The following is a 19,920-nucleotide window of genomic DNA, read 5'->3' as shown; positions in this document are numbered from 1 at the left end:
GAATCTCACGACAGGGCTTTGCGTATAGATCGAATTATAGAGCGTATCGATTAGCAGTCTAATGGATACGCTCTTTCTATGGATCATAGTTTGTAAATACCGATCCCTTTGAAGATCAGTATTCAATGAGTTGGTGGATGCTAACTGGTGCGGTGCGATGAAAATAGAGGACCGTAAAGCAGTTAAAAAGCCTTTTGGATGGTGGTTTAGGAATAAAATTGCTTGTAAATAAAGGCAAATTTATCTAAGTTTGTTCACTATTTTAAATAACACATTTATATTATGTTGCAATTAAATTATATCCGTGAGAACAGGGATACGGTAATCGAAAGATTGGCTGTCAAGCATTTCAAGGAAATTGGATTGGTCGACGAAATCATCAGTTTAGATGAGGATCGCCGTAAGATCCAATCGGAATCAGACGCACTTTCGGCAGAAGCTAATGCGGCAGCAAAACAGATTGGAGATCTGATGCGCCAAGGTAAAAAAGAAGAAGCTGAAACCGTTAAATCCAAATCCTCGGGATATAAGGAGCAAGTTAAGCAACTTTTGGATCAATTGGGTACAATTGAGGCCGAATTGAATGAGAAGATCGTACAATTACCTAATTTACCGCATCAATCCGTTCCTGCAGGTGTAAGTGCTGAGGACAACGAAGTTGTTTTGAGCCATGGCGAAATCCCGGCTTTGTCGGAGGATGCATTGCCGCATTGGGAATTGTTGAACAAATATGATATTGTTGATTTAGAGCTTGGCGTAAAAGTTGCCGGTGCGGGTTTTCCTATCTATAAAGGTAAAGGCGCTAAATTGCAACGCGCATTGATCAATTTCTTTTTGGATCAGGCAGCAGAAGAAGGATACGAAGAAGTACAGGTGCCCATTTTGGTCAATGAAGATTCTGCATTTGCTACGGGACAATTACCGGATAAAGAAGGACAGATGTACTATGTGGGTAACGACAATCTGTATTTGATCCCTACAGCTGAAGTTCCGGTCACCAACATTTATAGAGACGAGATTGTAAAAGAAGCACAGTTTCCAATTAAACATTGTGCTTATACGCCCTGTTTCCGTCGTGAAGCAGGTTCTTATGGTGCACATGTGCGTGGATTAAACCGACTGCACCAATTTGACAAAGTGGAGACGGTGCAGCTTGTACATCCTGAAAAGTCTTATGAAGTGCTTGAGGAAATGAGTTTATACGTACAGGGGCTGTTGCAGAAATTAGAGCTTCCTTACCGTGTATTGCGCCTTTGCGGTGGAGATATGAGTTTTACTTCTGCATTGACCTATGACATGGAAGTGTATAGTTCTGCTCAGAAACGTTGGTTAGAGGTATCTTCCGTTTCCAATTTTGAAACTTATCAAGCGAATCGTTTGAAAGTCCGTTTTAAAAATGCTGATGGCAAGATGCAACTGGCACATACCTTGAACGGTTCGGCGTTAGCTTTACCACGTATTGTCGCAGCGATATTGGAGAATAATCAAACGGAAAAAGGAATTAAGATTCCTGCAGTTTTGGTGCCGTATACTAAATTTGAGTATATCGATTAAATATCAATAAATAAGTTGCTTTTGCGCTTGTTTAATATAAAAACGAAAGACGCTCAGCCTGAGAAGGTAGAGCGTCTTTTTTGTTATAATTCGATTTTTAAATGTTTAGAATCATTATAAATTAATCTTCTTTTTGATACAAAAATTTAATAAATTAATATGTTAACGATTTCTTATAGCATTGTTAATGTTTTGTTAAATATAGTTGATTCCGTATAAAATTCTGTTTGTAAATAGTTTGATGAGTTTTTATTCTAAATTGAATCTTTTGTAACAATTTGTAAAATTGTGAACTTATTATTGCGGTATTTCCTGTTTTCTGGAGATTATGTTAAAAAACTTGTAAAAACAACTTTGGCTTTCTATATTTGACACCGCTAATAAAAATCGCACTAACTATTATTAACTGTAAATGCTGAAAAGAGCAAATTTACAGCTGGATATTTATCTAAGAACTGACCCTGCATCTACCTAGGGCCCGCTTTTCCACAAATATTTTCAACTGTTACTGAATAAACTGCAATAGCAATTATGCTTTTTGCTGTTTATTGTCTAGGCAATTTATGTTTGGACGGTTATGATAACGGATATAATTTATATCACTATATAGGATTAGAAAAAATAATAAAATTAACTAACTAAAACATGAAACAAACATTACTAAGTTTTCTTGTTGGCGGTATGATTCTGACTTCGGTTGCATTCGCTCAAGAAAAAAAGATTAGTGGTCGTGTTACATCTGCTGACGGTAAAGCAATACCAGGGGTGACAGTAGTTGTACAAGGTACTAATCAGGCTACTCAGACTGATACTGATGGTAATTATTCATTGAATGTGCCTGCAGGCAAAGTTGTGGTATTCCGTTCAGTTGGTTTTGATGATAAAACCATTATTGTTAACAACAACAGTGCGGTATTTAATGTCTCTTTAGTAAATCATGACAATGCCTTGGAAGAGGTTGTTGTCACTGCAAATGCAATTAAACGTGAAAAAAGAACGTTAGGTTACTCTGCGCCGACATTGAATAATGAAGAATTACGATCAGGTCAAAATTCGAGTGCTATTAATGCATTGGCTGGTAAGGTAGCTGGTGTGAATATTACATCAACATCGAATTCACCAGGTAGCTCATCTCGTGTAGTATTACGTGGTGGTTCATCAATTTCAGGGAACAACCAAGCATTAATCGTTGTTGATGGTGTTCCTATTGACAATTCCAGCGTGATTGGTGGTGGCTCATCGCTGTCTAGTGTTGATTTTGGTAACCGTGGTAATGATATTAACCCTGATGATATCGCATCGATGACCGTATTGAAAGGTCCTGCTGCAGCTGCATTGTATGGATCGCGGGCATCTAATGGAGCCTTGATCATTACAACTAAGACCGGTAAAAAAGGTGGGGGTAAAACAGATATTACTTTTAATACAACAAATACTTTTTCTTCCATTTTGAAATTGCCTGAGTTTCAAAATGAATATGGTCAAGGTTATCCTGACTATGACGATGATGGAAATCTAGTTTTTGTCAATGATCCAAAGGAAAATTGGTCATGGGGAGCGCCTTTTACAGGAAAAATGCAAGAATGGGGCCAAGCTATTAATGGAGTAAGACAGACAAAACCATATTCGGCCGTAAAAAACAATATTAAAGATTTTTTTAATACTGGATTTGCAACAGATAATAATTTAGGTTTCTCGGGCGGTAGTGAAAAATCATCTTTCTATTTGGGTCTAAATTCTTTGAACTCAAACGGTGTTTATCCTGGGAGCAAAGATAACTACAATAAATATGGTGTTCGATTCAATGGTCAAACTGAATTCTCTAATAAATTTTATGCAGGAATTTCAGCTAACTATAGTCAGATTAACTCGAACAACGTAGGTGGAGGACAAGGAAATTCGTCTGTATACAATAACTTGTTACAAACTCCCCGTGATATTCCTGTTGCTGATCTGAAAGATTTAAATAATCCATATAATGGGTATGGTTATGTTGACGCAAATGGTCTAAACCATAGTAATGAGTATGGTTATTATGGGGCATATTCAAGGAATCCATATTGGACATTGGCAAATTATAACAACTACAATAATGTAAATCGCATTATGGGTAATTTTAACGTAGGTTATAAGCCATTTGAGTGGTTGGACTTCAAAGAACGTGTAGGGGTAGATCATTATACAGACCGCAGACGTTCAGAATCTCCTAAATATAGTTTTACACCAATCGATAAGACGTCAGGAAATTATTCGAGTGCTAATGATCTTATTAACAATGGAGAGTATCGTATCGATCAATATAATGTAACAGAGGTTATTCATGATTTCATGGTGACTGCTTCACATGAATTTAATCAAGATTTTAAAGGATCATTAATGTTGGGTAACAACATTCGTCAGCGTAATGTTTCTAATCTAAGTACAGCAACCAACGAAAGCGGAGGTTTGGTACAGCCTGGCTATTACAACTTAGCTAATTCTAATGGTCCATTGAACTTGATCGAAGATTCATGGTCAAAACGTCGTTTGGTTGGTATATATGCAGACTTGAACTTGTCATATAAAAACTTCTTGTACTTACAAGCTACAGCACGTAATGACTGGTCATCTACATTGCCTAAGAAAAACAACTCATTCTTTTATCCAAGTGTGAGTGGGTCATTTGTATTTTCTGAGTTGTTGAGCACGGAAGTTAAGAACATTCTTTCTTATGGTAAATTGCGTGCTAACTACGCAAAAGTGGGGTCGGATACTGATCCATATCAATTGTTGACAACATTCTCTAGAGGTGAAATCAATGGTGGATTCGGAACTACAACCTTCCCATTTGGTAATGTTTCTGCATTCATGTCTGGTTCTACATTAGGAAATGCAGAGTTGAAACCAGAAATTACCACATCAGCTGAAGTAGGTGCTGAATTAGGTTTCTTTAGAAATCGTTTGACTGTTGATTTTAGCTATTACAACAATAACTCAAAAAATCAAATCTTAGCAATTCCTATTGCGAATTCTACAGGCTACGGATTCAATGTTGTCAATGCAGGTAAAATCAAGAACTCGGGAATCGAACTTGCATTACGTGGAACTCCGGTGAAAACAGAAAACTTCAGCTGGGAATTGATGGGTACTTTCACCAAAAACAACAATAAAGTTGTGGAATTGATGGATGGAATTGATCAAGTTTCTCTAGGCGGTTTTTCGGGTATGTCTATCGTTGCGGCAAAAGGTCGCCCTTATGGAGAATTTTATGCAGTAACGAATGCAACCGATGCTGAAGGTAGAACGATTGTAAACCAAAAAACAGGTTTACCTGTGCCGACTTCGGATGCAAAATACTTAGGAAGTTACAATCCTAAATTCCAAGCATCATTAGGAACGACTGTCAATTACAAGAGCTGGTCACTGACGGCGTTGTTTGATATGAAACACGGCGGTGTATTCTATTCACGTACCAAAGATATCATGGCATTCACAGGTACATCTGCTGAAACAGGAGGTGAGCGTTTTGGTCAAATCTTCCCGAACTCTGTTTACTTAGATGCAAATGGTAATTCTGTTGTAAATACGACAGCTACTTATGACAAAGTGGATTACTACCCATATTTGGAGGCGGGTATGAATGTGGTCGATGCTTCTTATGTGAAGTTGCGCAACTTGGCTATCTCTTATAAATTCAAGAAAGATATGCTAAAAAATACACCTTTTGGTGATGTAACTGTTGGTGTGTTCGGTAATAACCTATTTATCTGGACTCCAAGTGAAAATAAATATGCAGATCCAGAAGTGAACTCTGCTGGTGCTGGAAATGCACAAGGTTTTGACTATACTGCTCAACCGTCTTTACGTAACTATGGTGTCAATGTGAAGGTATCCTTCTAAACTATAAAGAATAATAAAATGAACAAGAATATAAAGAAGTTTGTTTTTGCTGCATTGGTTGGATCCGTAGCATTTACAAGTTGTAATAAGTATTTGGATGTTAACGACAATCCAAATAATCCAGAAAAAGTTGAACCAAACCTGTTGCTACCTACAGTTGAAGCCTCTTTAAGTCAGATTGTTGGTAATCAACTTCAAGTGTATGGTGGTTTATGGGCGCAATATTGGACACAGGCTCCATCCTCATCACAGTATCAAACTATTGATCAGTATAATCTTAAAAATACGGCTTCGGATCGTATTTGGTCAACAATCTATAGAAGTGCTTTAAATAATGCTGAAATAATCATTAATTCAGAGAGAGGTGCTAATAACTATACAATTGGTATGGCGTATTTGTTGAAAGCTTATACATTACAAGTAGCTACTGACGCTTTTGGAGATATTCCGTTGGATGAAGCTTTGCAAGGAGCGACGAACTTAAGTCCAAAATATCAAACACAGAAAGAGGTATACAACAGTATTTTCGAGAGTATTGATAAAGGCGTCGAGTTATTGAAAGGCGATCTTGGTACCACACCTGGTGAACAAGATATGCTGTTTGGCGGTGATAAAGCTTCTTGGATTGCGTTCGCAAATACCTTGAAATTGAAGGCTTATTTACGTATTTCAAATGTGGATGCGGCGACTGCACAAGCAGGTATCAAAGCATTATATGCTACAAATCCAACATTTTTAAATAAAGACGTTTCCATCACGTTTACGACAACTGGTGGTAACCAGAACCCATTCTATACAGAAATGGTAGGTTTAGATTACGTTCAGAACGTGGTTGCAAGCGGAACTGCTGTTAAAGCATTTGAAGCAAATAAGGATAAAAGATCTTTTGCATTGTACAACAGATTGTTCAAAGCTGACAACATTACTCTACAGGATACAGTAGCCTATTTAATACAAGGCGACTTTAGAGGACAAAATATGAAGAAAGTTTCTGCTCCTTCTCCAGCGACTGGCGCAAATGCGAAAAATACAGCTTCTGCAATCGCTCCTGTAAAATTATTCTCTATTGCCGAAAGCAAATTCTTGCAAGCTGAAGCTGCTTTGAAAGGATGGGGAACAGGGACGGTTTCAACGTTGTACAATGAAGGTATTACAGCTTCATTTGACTATTTGGGTACGGAAGGACTGTCTTCTTATTTAGCTGCTGCGGGTAAATTTCCAACTGATGCTTCAAAACAATTAGAAGCAATCATTACGCAGAAATACTATGCAATGAATGGTTTTCAAAACTTTGAAGCATGGACCGAATATAGAAGAACAGGTTATCCTACATTCTTGATTCAATCAAAAGCATCAATCTTGGCTAATGGTGAAATGCCGCAACGTTTGTTGTATCCAAATACTGAGTTGACAACTAACTTAAACTATCCAGGTACGAAAGCGATTACCGTACCGGTTTGGTGGGACGTTAAATAATCTTTTAGATTATATGCTTATAAAAGCGGCAATTTCGAAAGAAATTGCCGCTTTTTTTTCTTTGTTTAGTGTAATAATTTCTGTTATGCAACATTTTTTTTTACTAAATCGTTGTTTTTGAAACTAATTTATGTATGTATATTGTGCTTACGAAATCACATTATTTAATACTTTAAATTTAAATGAAAAAATCAATTTATTTTGCTCTTGCAATTGTCGCATTAACTAGTTCATGTAATAAAGAACTAGTTAATGACCAAACATTAAACGGAACCTTGAAGAATGTCTCACTGAAAGCAAATACACCATCCCCAGCTTTGGACTGGAGTAATGCATCTTTTTTTAATAACGGCCCAAATGATGTTGTGCCTGCACCGTGGGCGGGAGGTGCATCGCGTTCTTTCCCTACAGATTATCTAAATGATTATAAGCTTGAGGACGGTTGGGAGATGTATTTTAATACTTTTAATTCTAGTGTTAAGGTTGATGCGCCTTATTTTGTCTTATACAATAGGTATAGAGGTACAATGAGGATTTATTATTATTTTTTACCAAAATCCGGTGTTGAGACTACACAGGTTACTTTTCAACTCGATTTAAAGGGAACGGAAAATAAATCGAATATATTGAGCTTCGATAACCAAGAAGCCATAGATCTTGCGGATTTACCAACGACAGTTTCTAAAGTTCAGCAAGAGAAAATTTTTCAAAGTGGCTCGTGGTACTCGGAAGAATTTCAATTGGCTTATGATCCAAGTCTGATAAATAAAAGTTACACAAGCAACCAGTTGCGATGGAATATGTTTTCGGCAAGTGTTGATCAAGTTAATTTGGATGGTATTCAGAAGGGGGAAATTAATGGCACAGTTCAAACTCCAAAGCCAACCACAAGTCTTTTTGGGCAATTAGTGTCTGGGGCTATTAATGTTGGATCAGGTGGGCTAGGTTTATATGCAACTGGTGCAAAAGTTTTGGGTAACTTCTTTTCTAAAAGTTTTGGTCCTGTCAAACTTGAAAATGTTAAAAAAGGTATCGATGAAGCCGCAAATAAAAATTTGAAAACAGGAGGATCTAGTATATTTAATGCCGTTAGTTCATTAGTTACTGGTGGAAGTGGCGGGGGATTTTCGGAACAAAAGGTTAATTTGATTATGGATACGAAAATGCAGTTAAACGGTTCTATTAGCCATGATCCTAATGGACTTTTCTCTACAACGTTATTTATATCAGGTACACAAGGGCTGTCAGGAGCGCCTGGAAATATACCAAACTACAATGGACGCTTGGGGATTTTTAATCTTTCTGCAAAGCCAAAAGTTGTCTTACGCGATGTAACTCCAGTTGTTTTACCGCCTGATGATATCAGATTAAAATATTATCAGGCGGAATACTTTATTGATAAGGAATCTTTTCAGATGGTTACAAATCCTGATATTATTAATACTTCATTAAATGGAGCTTCAATTCAAAATTATCGTCAAGAGGTCGTGACAGATGATTTAAGAAGCCGGGCATCGTATGATTTTGATGAGTATCCGATGTTTGAAGAGTATATGGGTATTGATAGAAAGGTAGTGACAGGGGTCGGAAGTCTTAGTTTCGGTTTCTGGACTAGATCTAATCGTCCTATCGTTGTTAATAATCTGCAACTTGGTACTTTTGTAAGAATTTCTTTTGACGTTGTACCCAATAATGGTAAGCCTAAAACCACAATTGTTAAAACGTTTGCTGCTGATCTTGTTAATAATTTTTAAAGTTTAAAATATTAGGGAGCTATGAGGTATATATAGCTCCCGAAATATTATTTTATATTAACGAAAACCTATTTTAGAATAAAATAGCTGGTTTAGGAAAAAACATCTACTCCGTTATCAATGGTAAGCGTAAAGCTGTTAATCAAACATCTGGAGTTGCTCCAGTGAAATTGTTTTAAATAATTGATTATAAATTATTTTTAATATTGAATCTAAGTAATTGTATTCGATAGGTAGTTGATGATTTACACTTTATATTAATTGTAAAAATAATTAAACTTTCTTCAAAATGGCCAATTCAGTCTTCAATTCCTCCACTTGCCTTTTAAAATCCTCAATTCTTTCATACCTTTCTTGAAGCAGCTCATCTTTTGATTTAATCTGAGTTTCATATAACCCCTTGATAAATTCTATGTTGTTATCATTATAATCGGAGTTAAATAACTGATTTACCTTTTGGTTATGAGAGATGTAGTTATTAACTTTTGAATCGAAAAAATATTCTGGATCAACCTCAAATAATTCGCCAAGAGTGACTGCATTATCCCAGGATAATTTATTCTGATCAGACTCTAATTTTGATATAGCGGGTTGAGAGATGTTTAATTTCGCTGCTAGAACGTCTTGCCCCCAGCCTTTTTGCTCCCTCAATAATCGTATTTTAGTACCTGTTGTCATATCACTAATTTTTATAACTAATTATAACTCATAGTTATGTTTTTATAACTGATTGCTATTTGATTGTAGTGCAGAAATTTAAATCTTTGTAAAGTTAATTACCAAATATACTAAAAAAAGCAAAAAGTCGGATTGTAAAATAAGATAAAATATAATACTTTTGCTCCATCTCATATAGGTGGATGCGCTTATGAGTCTTGTCAATGAAACCTGAGAAATTTCAATTTGGAACAAGGCGATAAGTGGATCAAAACGCCCGTCAGCAATGGCGTGGCGTCCGCTTACTCGTTCCAGGGCTTCTCAGGGCCTCATTGACAGTAGGTTGGATGTCACGCCATTGTTGGTTTCTAACACTGCAACAAGACTCGTTACCAATAAAACGAGTTATGAACAAAAAACAACAATCAAAGAACATCATCGCTGCCCCCGAGTAGCTCGGCTGGTTTGGCCAAATAAGATTTGGCTTCTCTTGCCATGGACTGCGTAAAGCCAATATTATACACCTTTGTGACCCCTCAATCAAACGCGCTCTGGTTCCAAGAATGAATTAATTATTACAAATGTGAACTGATGAGTAACATCAGGCTCCCAATAAAAAGCTGATTTCGATCGGGGAGGGGATACTATGTACTTTCGGTTACGAAGATTTACTGAAAAATGAACAGGATTTTAGCGCTACAACTTGCTTTTGACTTGATAATCTTTGATGTCCATAAGGACGACTATGACCCTATTAAGGATATTGAAGCATTCTGGAATCACTATGCGCTAGAGGTTATTTCTGCTAATATGCTGCAGCTATTGAGTACGCATCTTGATGGTGGCACGGTAGAAAATAGGCTCCTGAAGGATGAGGAAATGCAGGAATTTGCAACTGCATTGAATCGCGTATTGATCGCCTATTGCATCGCCAACCATCGCCATATAGACCTGAGTGAAATTCAGCTGGCAGCAGAAGCAAAAGACCGCATAGGAAAAGAGCTGGAATTGAGCAAAAAAATCGTTGATTTTTTCGGTAGGTTATCGGAATAACCACTAACAAACAAATTATGAATACCCTAAAATTACTAGCCTTTGTAAGGCTATATATAACCTATATATTTCAAGTACGTGCGAAGCACTACTTAAGCATAAAATCTGCACTAATCAAGCGAATGTTAAGGCTGTTTTCTTTAGACTTTTGTCTGCCCAACTTCGCCCCAGCTTCTGCCTTTCATGCTATTGGCATCGAGTTTTCATCGGGATTTCATCGGGCCATACCGATCAAAATCCGATGCCGACCCGATGAAAATCCGATGAAATGTAGAAATTTGACGGGTATTGGTCAAATAATGCTCCACTATAGGTCGACACAAGAAACACACAAGCTTGACTATAGCGTGACCCTAGGTTCACCCTTCCTAAGCCCTTGTTATACACAAGAACGACTAAAGCATTGCACAAGCCACACGCAGAAAAATGGAGCTTTTAAGCGTACGAAAGATTTCGAATCGATAGATGGATGGAGATTGAAGCTATTGATTTTAACGTGTTTTAATCTGATCTGTGAGGTTAAAGTAACACGGGCCAGTACTCAGCTTGCTTTGGTGCGACAAGTCGCTCAGCGGGCTTTAAATTGTTTTTCAATAGTGACAAGTTTTAAGAGTGCGTATCGTATGGTTTTGTCGTGCGTATGCTTAAGGATAGTTTTTCAATCATCTAATTTTTCTTTTAAGGTATTGAAGAGCATCAGAGCTCTTATGGTATTAGCTCTTATGGTTTCTATGTTTAGTTTATCAGCTCAGACGCCCTGCAAGAACAGCGGGGCTGATGGGCTGGATAAAATAAAAGGGCTCCAGGTTGGTGATAGGTTACCGGATAAATTTTGGTCTACTTCGTATCTCGGACTTAAAGATGGTAATACTGCTGAATTTAACTTTCATCAATCAAAAGGGAAATTTATCCTACTTGATTTTTGGGCGACCTGGTGTACCGTCTGTGTTAAGGGATTCCCAAAAATTGACAGCTTGCATCGAGCCTTGAAAGACAATATAGCCATTGTCCTAGTTAATCAAAAAGGCAATAGGGATACCAAAGAAAGTATTGCAGCTTTCTTTGAAGGCTATCATAGTCGTTTTTCCTACGCAATGGATATGCCTCAGATTTATCAAGACACTATTTTGAATCAATATTTTCAACATCGAAGCATTCCCCATTATGTCCTGATTTCTCCAAAGGGCAGGGTCTTGTCTTTAGGTTCTATTCGCGAATTTAACGCGATGATAGAAATATTGGATCTCTCTTTTTATAAAAATAACGCAAAAGCATTAAAAGAAAGGAGTGGAAAATGAAATATATGCTAAAAGTCTTTTGTTATATTCTTATCCTCCTTCATTTTGCCGCAGGCCAGACTCGCGAAAGATTATGGAAAGGTAAGATTCTGAATTCCAGTGGCACATCGCTGGCAAATGTAAATGTGGTTTCAAAAAGTAGCTCTGTGCGCTCGGACAATGCCGGGAAATTTACTGTAAAGGCCGGACTAAATGATTCGATACGCTTTTCCCTGATCGGATACCAGCCGGAAACTATAATAGCTCGCGGAAACGATGATAACCTCGTTGTGGTGCTAAAAGAGCTAACAAATCAATTGGCGGAAGTTGAGATAAGTACAGGCTATCAGAAACTGAAGGTCAACCAGATCAATGGCTCTGTAACTGTACTTAAAAAAGATCTGCTGGAAAAGCAGGTTGGAATGAATATCCTAGACCGCTTAGAGGGTGTAACAAATGGGCTTGTTTTTCAGAAAGGAAAAACCAATCTCAATCCGCAGAATAAACTGGGGATCACCGTACGTGGATATGGTACCATAAACGGTCCACTGGATCCCTTAATCGTATTGGATGGATTTGTCTATGAAGGAGATATCAATAATATCAATCCGAACGATATTGAATCCGTGACAGTCCTGAAAGATGCCGAGGCGACGTCGATCTATGGTGCCCGGGGCGGAAATGGGGTGATTGTCCTGACTACAAAAAGGTCAAAAATGGATGGAAAGACACGCCTTGATCTAAATTTCAACACAAGTATTAAGGAAAAGCCTGATCTTTCTCCATTAGCTATAGTGGGCAATAAGGATTATATTGGCCTAGAGGAAATGTTGTTTGCTGCTGGCCAGTTTGATAGCCGACTGAACAGCTGGGATGGGCCACCTGTTTCGCCTATCGTTTATTGGTTGGATAAAAGGCGTAAAAATGAAATCTCGGATGATGTATATCAGTCTCATAAAGCGTTTTACCTAAAGTCTGATCTGAGGCAGCAGTATAGCAGCTATTTTTATAAACCTGCACAGACGCAGCAATTGGGAGTAAATATCTCAGGAGGAGGCGCATCCAATAGCTGGACTCTTGCGTTGGGGCAGGACTGGCAGAAAGATAATTATAGCCAGCCCGCTGCACGTACAACAATTAGGCTTGCCAATACGATGACCTTAAACAAATGGTTGAACGTCAATGTGTCAGCATCTTATTCTAATCAAAAAAATAGGAATAGCAATATTCCTTCTTATGCTGCATTGGCAAGTGTGGGCAACCAGTATGTGGTACCCTATCTGTCTTTGTTTGATGAGGACGGCAGTCCGGCAGCATTTTATGAAAACTATGGAAAAACAGTGCTGGATACAGTAGGAAAAGGACGGTTATTCGACTGGAATTACTATCCTGTCGAGGATTTTAAATACAATACAGAAACGAATACGATCCAAGAATATATCGCAAATATTGGTATCAGTATTAAGCTTTTTTCCGGTGGCATGTTTAAAGCCAATTACCAGCGTCAGCGTCAAGACGGACTGATCGATAATCATTATATGAAAGAAAGTTATTTTGTGCGCGATATGGTGAATACGTTCAGTCAGATCAATCAAACCACAGGAAAGGTAACTTACATCGTACCTTATGGGGATATTTTATGGAAAACAGGCAATAACCAAGAATCTTATGCTTTTAGAAGTCAATTTGATTTTAATAAAAAGGTAGGCCAGCATGCTTTCATTGCGATGGCCGGACTGGAGATGCGGCAAACAAAGGCATGGGGCAATAGCATGGTCTATTATGGTTATCGTGAAGATCCGCTATCAATGGTTCCAGTCGATTTTACAACGAGTTATCTCAAGAAACCTTTCGGAAGTTCGGGTACAATAATGGGAAGTCCAAATTTGTCTCCAACCAGACTGAATAGATTTGTAAGTGTTTACGGAAATTTTCATTATACCTGGAAAGATCGTTATATGCTCAGTGGAAATATAAGAAGAGATGGCTCGAATATTTATGGCGTAGCGACGAATGACAAATGGATGCCGCTTTGGTCTTTAGGCGCGGGCTATGTGCTGTCCAAAGAATCGTTTTTTGAGAAACTTCCTTTAAATTATCTAAAGCTTAAAGCAACATTGGGTTATAGTGGAAATGTTGATTTGAGCCGGTCGGCCTTACCGATTAGCGGTTCGGCGACAAATTCAGCCATCAATGGTTCGTTGCCTTACGGAAGGATCGGAACAATCAACAACCCTTCTTTGCGCTGGGAAGAAGTGATGCAGCTGAATACGGGACTGGAGTTCGCGCTAAAAGATTTCCCGCTTTCTGGTTCGATAGAATACTATATTAAAAATGGATCCGATCTCTATGGCGAGACCAATTATGATTATACGAGCTGGGGCGCTAGGGGAACGATCATCCAGAATGTAGCGGCAATGAAAGGAAAAGGATTGGATGTACAGCTAAATTATGACCTAAAATCAGGTGTATTGGGATGGCAGTCGTCGCTGATCTATAATTACAATAATAACAAGACAACTGCTTATTACTACCCCAATGACCAAAGTCAGCTCTATCGTATGGTAAATACTTCTGGCACTCAGATCAATCCGGTTATTGGCTATCCACTGTATGGTCTTGCGGCATTTATCTGGAAAGGACTTGACGATAAGGGAAATCCGCAGGGAGTATGGAATGGGGAAATATCGACGGACTATACTGCAATTAGTGAAGGTTCAATAGGAAGTGCGGGGGAGGGTGGTTCAGCCCATTTTATTGGTTCTGCCATACCTGTTCATTATGGTGGCTGGTTGAATACATTTTCCTATAAGAATCTGAGTCTGTCTTTCAATTTGAGTTATCGCATGGGCTATTACTTTCGGAGATCTTCGTTCACTTCAAGTGCTCTTATCAATTATGGAACGGTTCATCCCGATTATTATGATCGTTGGCAGCAAAAAGGAGACCATACCAACGTGCCATCTTTTGAATTTCCATTGACTATGCCCGGGCGGGATGCGTTTTATGGCGCTAGTGAGATCCTTGTTGAAAAGGGCGACCATATCCGACTCCAGTTTATCAACCTGACCTATAATTTGCCCAAAATAAGCAGTGGGATCAATAATATACAATTATTTGCCAATGCGGCCAATCTAGGAATTATCTGGCGTGCAAACCGGCGCGGGCTTGATCCAGATAATCCCGAAGCGATTCCTTTGCAGAAAAATTATTCACTTGGCCTTCGTGCCAGCTTTTAACCATTTGCTGTATGAAATTGACGATATATTTTATTTTATGCTGTCTGGTTGCATGTACTTCCTGCAGCCATTACCTTGATCCAAAGAATAGCAATGCCTATCAGGTTCCGGCATCGATACGGGACCTGCAGGAGATACTGGATGATTTTGGCTATATGAATGAGCGGAGAACACCTTCATATGCTGAATCGGCAGCTGATGATTATTTTCTGATGGACAACAATTATAAGGCTCTTTTACCGGAAATGAAGTTGCTGTACAAATGGGAAGTTTTCGATTATGCATATCCCAATGATTGGTCTTCTGCCTACCTACCTATATATAATGCCAACTTTTGCCTGGAAATATTGGACAAAATTGAAAGGACCGATGTCAACAACAGTGACTGGAAAAATGTCTACGGCTCGGCCCATTTTTACAGGGCTTACTATTTACTTCAGTTATTATGGACTTACGCTCCAGCGTTTGATCCGGAGGGACAGAATGGGGAGAAAGGCATTGTCTTGCGTTTTAAATCTGATTTCAATGTGAAGAGTGAATTTTCTACGGTAGGTGAATGCTATCAGCAAGTATTGAAAGATGCTCAAACGGCCGCAGAAAATTTAGATGATGTACCATTGCTGAAATCACGGCCTTCAAAAGCAGGAGCATATGCACTATTAGCTCGGGCTTACCTCTCAATGGGTCTTTACGAACAAGCAGGAAATGCCGCCGATGAATCGTTGAAGCTGTTCAATGTGCTAATGGATTATAATCAGCCTGAAGACGGAATAAAGATTAGCGCTTCGGTGCCCTTTTCGAAGTTTACCAAGGAAACGATCTTTTATTCTGAAATGGGTCAAAAGTTTCAGAACTATCTCCCAACGCGCGCTTTAATCGATTCTATTTTAATGAATAGCTATGAGAGCGCCGACTTGAGACGGATAGCTTTTTTTAGTGCTTCGGGCAAGTATTTTAAATTTAAAGGGACTTATTCCCATTCCATACAGTGGATGTTTTCGGGGTTAACAACGGCAGAGATGTTTCTGATACGCGCGGAAAGCAATGCACGAAAAGGTGCTTTGAAAGCGAGCATGCAGGATGTTAATCTCCTATTAAAAAATCGGTGGGATCGTACGAAGGTATTTGTGCCAAAAGCAGCACAGGATAGCAACGAAGCTTTGGAGATTGTATTGCTGGAAAGACGAAAAGAACTGTTGATGAGGGGAATTCGTTTATCAGATATTAAACGCTTGAACCTCGAAGGAACAGCCATTAAAATGGTTCGTATGATAGAAGGAGAGCGGGTGGAGCTTAGTCCGAATTCATCAAAGCTAATTTTAAATACTCCTACAGACTTAGATGCTTTTCTAAGATAAGAACTGAATCAATCCAATGTATCATTGTGCTGAAAGCCCATAGCCGAAATTAGGGGCTATGGGCTTTTCGATTTATGGATCCAAAGGTTTGTTCAATGGATCATTGTACTCCGGTGTGGACGCCGAAGAAGGAGACACACCATAGTTGTTGGTGCTGTGCTGAAATGTCTCGATCGTTACTTTGGAAGGATCGATATTATTTCCACTATTCATCGTGCTGGTAGATGGTACGGCAATTGAACAAGCGACATCCTGGTCTTCCGAATCTGAGCAGCTGGTAGAACTCCTCTGCCAATTTGCAGTATTTTTTACGTTAGTATCCGAATAGGGGGCTGGAGAACCAGCTGGCGGAACATACGTAAATATTAAGTCAGTATCTTTATTTTCGTTATTTAGTTTAATTACTTTAAAAGAACTGAATCCAATTATTGCAGCTCCGGCTAACATCACCGTTGCATGCTTTTTGATGAAAGATATTGCTTTCATACCGAGGCCTTTTTTATAAGAGCAAAAAAAGTTTACCTCCACAAAAAACTCAAATTTTTTATTGATGACTGATACCTTGCTTTAACGAGGTGTTTCAGTTTGTTTTATACCTCGGGATCGATTTTTACGGGCTGTCCATCACGTATCATAATTTATTTCTATACCGGCTAAGCCGGGAATAGTGCAAATTTTCGCGGAAAGCGTTTTTGAGAAGTGTGATAATGAAAGAGTATGACAATACCTAAATGAATGTGCGGTGTAAAGGTAAAGCCAATTGATAGGTTCCTTTTCTCGTGCCTTTCCATGGGGCTGGTTGGGCCAGTCAAGTACCATCCCAATATGGATAACGTAAAAAGGACCATATTTACCACCAAATGCCATTCCCACGACAAACTTTCAAATACGGATGCGCAGCCACACGGTTTCTGCGGATATAGATTGAGTAGTCCCAATGCAATATAGACACTGAAAGAGGATAATAAAGCTATAGATAGCAGTAATCCTATTTTTTTATACCGACCGGCTAAAAGGATTCCGGTAGTGAACTCAAAAGTAGGAAGTGCAAGAGAAAGAGGTTTTGCCCAGCTGCTTGGTAACGGTTGCCGGAGAAGAGCATCCTGGAATGCACTGGGTTCTATGAGCTTGTCTATAGCCACATAGATCCAAAAGACCATAAATCCGATTCGGATGCTTTCCATTGTGATATGTGCTGTTCTTGCGTTCATTTTTGGTTGTTACTGTCTTTTCTAATCTATAAAAGAAGCATAAGAGTATTGGGTTGAATTTTTAATTCAACTATTTGTAAATCAGTGTTTTGTGAGTTATTTTTTTTGGTTTGTTATATAGCTTTTATTATCTTTGTTTTATTAATGATTTAAAATCTAATCTTCTAATTCTTCTATATACTACTAGCAATAAAGGCTAGTTCGTACCTGCTAATACGCTGTATTTTTTATAAGTAGCTGATTTTTAAGTTTATAATTTATCAAAATGATATTAGAGAGGGTAGACGAATGGCAAAAGAAACAAATACTTACGATCGTTACTTTTTTCAATTATTAGACTCACAGCCTAATGCAGCGCTTGAGCAGATTTTTGCGCATTATGGCGGGAGTCTGGAAAAGTATATCCGTTGTTTTATCTATAATGATGACGATCTAGTCAAGGATGTATTAAATGAGACATTAATCGTAATCTGGGAAAAAAGGCAATTGGTCGCGAAGCTGGAAGCACCTGTATATTGGATGCAGCGCGTAGCGAAAAATAAAGCTCTTTATTACGTTAGAGATGAGGCAAAATACAATAAGATTTCGCTCGATAACGGTCTGGATATGGCTAGTGGTCAATGCGCAGACGATAGATTTGCCTATAACGAACTTGAGATGCTGATCTTGGAGGCTTGTGAGGAATTACCTCCCCAGGATCGGGAGCTTGTCATTAAATCGAAGTTTGAGGGTAGGAGTAACAAGGAATTAATGGCAACCTATGGAATGGCAGAACAGACGGTGAAAAATAAATTGTCTAGGGCACTGAAGGTGATCCGAAAAAAGTTGAAAGATCTTATGGGCTTATTTGTTTAATACAAGGTGAAATGATTTACAACAGAACATATGTAAAAGAACTGATTAGGAAGCGTATGGACGCGAGTATCAGTTTTACAGAATCCGATCAATTAGAAGCAGCGGAGAAAATTTTTAGTGAAGAGGAATTTGATGCAATGATTGCCGAGGTGATCGAAGAAATGTCTAATGATCGGTCAAACGAACTGTCATTCGATTGGCGGCCTGATTTTGAACAGATCCGGGCTGCGGGAGATCGGTTAGCTAGGAAAAAGAAAAGGCAATTATGGTGGGGGTGTGCTGCAGCAGCGGTTTTATTTGTTTTAGTGTCGAGTGTAATTTTGATTTCAAAACACAGGAATTATAGGGCTGAAATCGGTCTGGAATGTGCTAGTATGTCCTCTGGTACGGAAATACCATTGTCTGAATCTGCAGGTACAATAATGCTTGCTGATTCATCTATCATTCGATTGGATACGAATGCAACCGGAGTATTGCTTGATTTAAACGGTATTTCGCTCGCCAAGACCGCCGAGGGGGTATTGGAATTTGATAAATCATCCAGTGGGCGGGAAATAAATGCCAACGAGACGGATATCGTGATCAGAACAGCTGCTCGTCAGCAATGTGTTATAGAATTTCCGTACGGTATGCGGGTCCGGCTAAATGCCCAATCAACTCTTCGTTATCCGTTGACGCAAGGAGATAGTACACATCTGTTTATCGAGGGCGAGGCGCTTATAGATATTCCTGGACAACTGTTTGGGGGCGTGATGGTAATACAAACTAGCAATGGGAAAATTTTGAGTGATTACGGGAGGTTTGAATTAGCTTCTTATGCCCAGTTTACGCGAGCAACGGTATCATATGGAGAAGTTTTAGTTTCTGATCGCAGATCAAGCAAAAGACAGGTGCTTCAATGTTTGGATGAAGTTGCGGTTATCAAATCCTATTTACCGAAGGGTGAAGAAATACGAAGGGATAGTTTATTTTATTTAACGAACGGGGATTTTGAACAAGCTTCGCAATGGGCGAATGCTGTACGTGAATACAAAGATGTCCCACTGACAGAGTTTGTCTGGCAGATGAGCCGCTGGCATGGATTTACGGTCAAAAATATGAACTGCATACCGAATAAGCTCATAAGTACGACTGTGTGCTACAGGACCAATCGGGAAAAGGTCTATGCTATGATACGCGACGCTGGGGTGTTAATGTATGAGAAAAAAGGGATGATAAGTTTTTGCCCTGAAGATCATAAGGAAAGTCGTACAGCGATGAAATAAAAATTTCCTTATCTATAAGTCTGAAGTGAACAGATGAATAGAGAGTTTGAGATCATTCATTTTAAGGTCGGATTTACCGTCAGTGGAAAATATATTATTATAAATAAATAGAATTTGATGAAAGATAAGTGAATGGATAACATGGTTCGAGGGGAAGTACAAATAAATATGTTTTTTTAAACAATGTTACTTTAATTAATATTGTATTAAAAATAATAAACTGTTTATCAGTTGTTTGTGATTTATTGTGAAATAAATGTTATCACAAAGTTATGCTTGCATTGCAAAAGTTAAAAAAAGTTATAAATTTGTATTTAACATTTTTTAACAGCTGACATTGCT

Annotated in this window: 13 protein-coding genes; 10 read left to right on the top strand and 3 right to left on the bottom strand. The window is 38.5% G+C overall.

Going from position 1 to position 19,920, the window contains the following annotated elements:
- Positions 1-282: 282 nt before the first annotated feature.
- The 4 genes from serS to HS960_RS15290 all read left to right on the top strand — a co-directional run bounded on the left by serS (position 283) and on the right by HS960_RS15290 (position 8,663).
- On the top strand, positions 283-1,554 hold the full coding sequence (gene serS / locus HS960_RS15305; protein ID WP_159731792.1) for a serine--tRNA ligase: 1,272 nt from the start codon (positions 283-285) through the stop codon (positions 1,552-1,554).
- A gap of 645 nt (positions 1,555-2,199) precedes the next feature.
- Positions 2,200-5,433, top strand: a complete 3,234-nt coding sequence (locus HS960_RS15300) for a SusC/RagA family TonB-linked outer membrane protein (protein ID WP_159731790.1) — start codon at positions 2,200-2,202, stop codon at positions 5,431-5,433.
- An 18-nt stretch (positions 5,434-5,451) separates the two neighbouring features.
- Positions 5,452-6,909 (top strand): SusD/RagB family nutrient-binding outer membrane lipoprotein, encoded by a 1,458-nt coding sequence (locus HS960_RS15295; protein WP_159731788.1) that lies wholly within the window; start codon positions 5,452-5,454, stop codon positions 6,907-6,909.
- 182 nt (positions 6,910-7,091) lie between these two features.
- Positions 7,092-8,663 carry a hypothetical protein gene (locus HS960_RS15290; RefSeq protein ID WP_182329947.1) on the top strand — a complete coding sequence of 524 codons (1,572 nt, stop codon included), beginning with the start codon at positions 7,092-7,094 and terminating at the stop codon, positions 8,661-8,663.
- 273 nt (positions 8,664-8,936) lie between these two features.
- Here HS960_RS15290 and HS960_RS15285 read toward each other — a convergent pair whose 3' ends face one another.
- Positions 8,937-9,341 carry a helix-turn-helix domain-containing protein gene (locus HS960_RS15285; RefSeq protein WP_159731784.1) on the bottom strand — a complete coding sequence of 135 codons (405 nt, stop codon included), beginning with the start codon at positions 9,339-9,341 and terminating at the stop codon, positions 8,937-8,939.
- Between the two features lie 657 nt (positions 9,342-9,998).
- On the opposite strand from HS960_RS15285, the gene HS960_RS15280 reads away from it, so the two are divergent.
- The 4 genes from HS960_RS15280 to HS960_RS15265 are packed head-to-tail and all read left to right on the top strand — an operon-like array spanning position 9,999 to position 16,247.
- On the top strand, positions 9,999-10,373 hold the full coding sequence (locus HS960_RS15280; RefSeq protein WP_159731782.1) for a hypothetical protein: 375 nt from the start codon (positions 9,999-10,001) through the stop codon (positions 10,371-10,373).
- A gap of 17 nt (positions 10,374-10,390) precedes the next feature.
- A complete protein-coding gene (locus tag HS960_RS15275; protein WP_182329946.1) occupies positions 10,391-11,671 on the top strand; it encodes a TlpA family protein disulfide reductase in 1,281 nt (426 codons plus the stop codon).
- Positions 11,668-14,889 (top strand): SusC/RagA family TonB-linked outer membrane protein, encoded by a 3,222-nt coding sequence (locus HS960_RS15270; protein ID WP_182329944.1) that lies wholly within the window; start codon positions 11,668-11,670, stop codon positions 14,887-14,889. Before HS960_RS15275 ends, HS960_RS15270 begins: the two co-directional genes overlap by 4 nt.
- Before the next feature lie 11 nt (positions 14,890-14,900).
- A complete protein-coding gene (locus HS960_RS15265; RefSeq protein WP_182329942.1) occupies positions 14,901-16,247 on the top strand; it encodes a RagB/SusD family nutrient uptake outer membrane protein in 1,347 nt (448 codons plus the stop codon).
- Positions 16,248-16,319: 72 nt separating this feature from the next.
- Here HS960_RS15265 and HS960_RS15260 read toward each other — a convergent pair whose 3' ends face one another.
- Both HS960_RS15260 and HS960_RS15255 read right to left on the bottom strand, forming a co-directional pair.
- Entirely contained in the window at positions 16,320-16,733 is a 414-nt protein-coding gene (locus HS960_RS15260; RefSeq protein WP_070565113.1) for a hypothetical protein, read from the bottom strand.
- Positions 16,734-16,900: 167 nt separating this feature from the next.
- Positions 16,901-17,458 (bottom strand): MauE/DoxX family redox-associated membrane protein, encoded by a 558-nt coding sequence (locus HS960_RS15255; RefSeq protein WP_159731774.1) that lies wholly within the window; start codon positions 17,456-17,458, stop codon positions 16,901-16,903.
- 288 nt (positions 17,459-17,746) lie between these two features.
- Between HS960_RS15255 and HS960_RS15250 the strand changes: the two genes are divergently transcribed.
- Complete coding sequence (locus tag HS960_RS15250; protein ID WP_182329940.1) at positions 17,747-18,313, top strand: RNA polymerase sigma factor; 567 nt, start codon at positions 17,747-17,749, stop codon at positions 18,311-18,313.
- 11 nt (positions 18,314-18,324) lie between these two features.
- Positions 18,325-19,578, top strand: coding sequence for a FecR domain-containing protein (locus HS960_RS15245; protein ID WP_182329938.1), 1,254 nt, complete (start codon positions 18,325-18,327; stop codon positions 19,576-19,578).
- The last annotated feature ends 342 nt before the right edge of the window (positions 19,579-19,920 follow it).

Origin of the sequence: Sphingobacterium paramultivorum (genome assembly GCF_014109745.1) — a bacterium.
Lineage (GTDB): Bacteria > Bacteroidota > Bacteroidia > Sphingobacteriales > Sphingobacteriaceae > Sphingobacterium > Sphingobacterium paramultivorum.
Note: the sequence above shows the minus strand (reverse complement) of the source record. Positions and strands in the feature narration are given on the sequence as shown.

Bases quoted from the DNA above. Each gene is read 5' to 3' on its own strand.
- serS (WP_159731792.1), top strand. From the start codon at position 283: ATGTTGCAATTAAATTATATCCGTGAGAACAGGGATACGGTAATCGAA.
- HS960_RS15300 (WP_159731790.1), top strand. From the start codon at position 2,200: ATGAAACAAACATTACTAAGTTTTCTTGTTGGCGGTATGATTCTGACT.
- HS960_RS15295 (WP_159731788.1), top strand. From the start codon at position 5,452: ATGAACAAGAATATAAAGAAGTTTGTTTTTGCTGCATTGGTTGGATCC.
- HS960_RS15290 (WP_182329947.1), top strand. From the start codon at position 7,092: ATGAAAAAATCAATTTATTTTGCTCTTGCAATTGTCGCATTAACTAGT.
- HS960_RS15285 (WP_159731784.1), bottom strand. From the start codon at position 9,341: ATGACAACAGGTACTAAAATACGATTATTGAGGGAGCAAAAAGGCTGG.
- HS960_RS15280 (WP_159731782.1), top strand. From the start codon at position 9,999: ATGAACAGGATTTTAGCGCTACAACTTGCTTTTGACTTGATAATCTTT.
- HS960_RS15275 (WP_182329946.1), top strand. From the start codon at position 10,391: ATGAATACCCTAAAATTACTAGCCTTTGTAAGGCTATATATAACCTAT.
- HS960_RS15270 (WP_182329944.1), top strand. From the start codon at position 11,668: ATGAAATATATGCTAAAAGTCTTTTGTTATATTCTTATCCTCCTTCAT.
- HS960_RS15265 (WP_182329942.1), top strand. From the start codon at position 14,901: ATGAAATTGACGATATATTTTATTTTATGCTGTCTGGTTGCATGTACT.
- HS960_RS15260 (WP_070565113.1), bottom strand. From the start codon at position 16,733: ATGAAAGCAATATCTTTCATCAAAAAGCATGCAACGGTGATGTTAGCC.
- HS960_RS15255 (WP_159731774.1), bottom strand. From the start codon at position 17,458: ATGAACGCAAGAACAGCACATATCACAATGGAAAGCATCCGAATCGGA.
- HS960_RS15250 (WP_182329940.1), top strand. From the start codon at position 17,747: ATGGCAAAAGAAACAAATACTTACGATCGTTACTTTTTTCAATTATTA.
- HS960_RS15245 (WP_182329938.1), top strand. From the start codon at position 18,325: ATGATTTACAACAGAACATATGTAAAAGAACTGATTAGGAAGCGTATG.